The organism is Streptomyces sp. PA03-1a (assembly GCF_033792805.1).
Classification (GTDB): Bacteria; Actinomycetota; Actinomycetes; order Streptomycetales; family Streptomycetaceae; genus Actinacidiphila.
Genome location: NZ_JARAVO010000466.1, coordinates 1 through 1,737, shown reverse-complemented (window position 1 = coordinate 1,737; position 1,737 = coordinate 1). Strand labels below are relative to the sequence as shown.

The window sequence follows — 1,737 nt, the reverse complement described above, 5'->3', positions numbered from 1 at the left end:
CGCCACATGGGACTGTCCAAGCACACCGTCGACGCCTACCTCCGCCGCATCCGCGCCAAGCTCGGCATCTACAGCACCGCCGAACTCACCCGCACCGCCATCGCCCTCGGACTGTGACCTCCGCGTTTCCGGCCGCCCGGAGGATCAGGAGCGGCCGAAGCCGTTGAGGAACGTCTCCACCACGAGGTCGGCAGCCCGCGGGGGCTCCACGTCGGGAAAGCGGTGGGCGACGGTGTCCACCAGTTGGTCGAGGACCGCCCTCACCCACTCCGGGGAGGCGTCGGGGCGCAGATGGCCCTCGTCCGCGGCGCGCCGCAGGAAGGCGTCCAGCCGCGCACTCTGCTCCGCACGCCGGCGGTCGGCCTCCGGATCCTGCCGCATCATGCGGCGCGTGTCGACGGGCCACTCACGGCTGACGGGGACGATCCCCTCCACGTAGCGGTGGAGGGCCACGCCCACGGGCGCCTCCATGAGCCGCGCCTCGTCGAGGACGCGCTCGGCGGAGTCGAGTTTCGCGTGGAAGACGGCGTTGAGCAGGGCTTCGCGCGTGGCGAAGCGGCGGTGGACGGTCGTCCGGTCCACCCCCGCCGCGCTGGCGATGGCCGACATCGACGTGCCGGGGTCCTCGGCCAGCAGCCGGGCCCCGGTGCGCAGGACCACGGCGAGGTTACGTGCGGCATCGGCTCTCATGATGGCGTCATGGTAACAGCGAGTCGCAGTTAGACGCACATCACCATCACGCCCGCTGCATCGGGCCCGCATAGTGCTACATTGGTGTTGCAATTATTCGAAGAGCTTCGACAGTGACCTCGGATCCGTCCCCCGGCCCGAGAGCGCTCGTCGCAGGACAGGAGGAACGTCCCATGGCACGTACATGGCTGATCACCGGTGGTTCCCAGGGCCTCGGGAAGGCCCTCGCGGTCGCGGCGCTGGAGGCGGGCGACCGGGTCGCGGTGACCTCGCGCAAGCCAGAGGCGCTCGCGGAACTGGCGGCGGCGCACCCCGAGCGGTTCCAGAGCCTCGCGCTGGACGTCACCTCGCCCGCGGAGGCCCGGCGCGTGGTCGCGTCGGTGGTCGAGCGCTTCGGCGGCCTCGACGTCGTGGTCAACAACGCGGGCTACGCGACCAACGGCTCGGTGGAGGACTTCCCGGAGGACGAGTTCCGGGCCCAGATCGAGGCGAACCTCTTCGGGGTCGTCAACGTGACGCGGGCGGCGCTGCCGGTCCTGCGCGGCCGGCGCACCGGGCACTTCGTGCAGATCTCGTCCATCGGCGGCAGGGTCGGCGGCACGCCCGGCCTCAGCGCCTACCAGACCGCCAAGTTCGCGGTCGCGGGCTTCTCCGAGGTCCTGGCGAACGAGGTGGCCCCGCTCGGCATCAAGGTGACCATCGTGGAGCCGGGCGGCATCCGCACCGGCTGGGCCGCCGGCGCCGCGCTGACCTCGGGCCCGATCGGCGCCGACTACGAGCAGACCGTCGGGCAGTGGCAGGAGCGGTTCGCGGCCTACAGCGGCAACGAGCCCGGCGACCCGGCCCGCATGGCCCGGGCGATCGTCGACGTCGTCGGCGCCGAGGAGCCCCCGCGCCGCCTGCTGCTCGGCAGCGACGCGCTGGAGATCGCGCTGGACGCCGAGGAGGCACGTCTGACGGAGGCCAGGACGTGGGCGCACCTCAGCCGCTCCACGGACCACCCGGTCACTTCCGGCTCCGCGTGACCCCCCGCCCCCCGTACTCCGC

3 protein-coding genes are annotated in these 1,737 nt (G+C 72.4%); 2 read left to right on the top strand and 1 reads right to left on the bottom strand.

The features are described 5' to 3' along the window. Positions 1 to 6: 6 nt before the first annotated feature. Positions 7 to 117, top strand: coding sequence for a LuxR C-terminal-related transcriptional regulator (locus tag PV341_RS44930; RefSeq protein ID WP_500336344.1), 111 nt, complete (start codon positions 7 to 9; stop codon positions 115 to 117). 27 nt (positions 118 to 144) lie between these two features. On the opposite strand, the gene PV341_RS44925 is transcribed toward PV341_RS44930, so the two are convergent. Beyond that, entirely contained in the window at positions 145 to 690 is a 546-nt protein-coding gene (locus PV341_RS44925) for a TetR/AcrR family transcriptional regulator (protein WP_500323425.1), read from the bottom strand. 173 nt (positions 691 to 863) lie between these two features. On the opposite strand from PV341_RS44925, the gene PV341_RS44920 reads away from it, so the two are divergent. After that, on the top strand, positions 864 to 1,715 hold the full coding sequence (locus tag PV341_RS44920) for an oxidoreductase (RefSeq protein WP_500323424.1): 852 nt from the start codon (positions 864 to 866) through the stop codon (positions 1,713 to 1,715). Positions 1,716 to 1,737 lie beyond the last annotated feature (22 nt).

What these genes read in the sequence shown, in the direction of transcription:
- PV341_RS44930 (WP_500336344.1), top strand. Translation starts at nt 7, where the DNA reads ATGGGACTGTCCAAGCACACCGTCGACGCCTACCTCCGCCGCATCCGC.
- PV341_RS44925 (WP_500323425.1), bottom strand. Translation starts at nt 690, where the DNA reads ATGAGAGCCGATGCCGCACGTAACCTCGCCGTGGTCCTGCGCACCGGG.
- PV341_RS44920 (WP_500323424.1), top strand. Translation starts at nt 864, where the DNA reads ATGGCACGTACATGGCTGATCACCGGTGGTTCCCAGGGCCTCGGGAAG.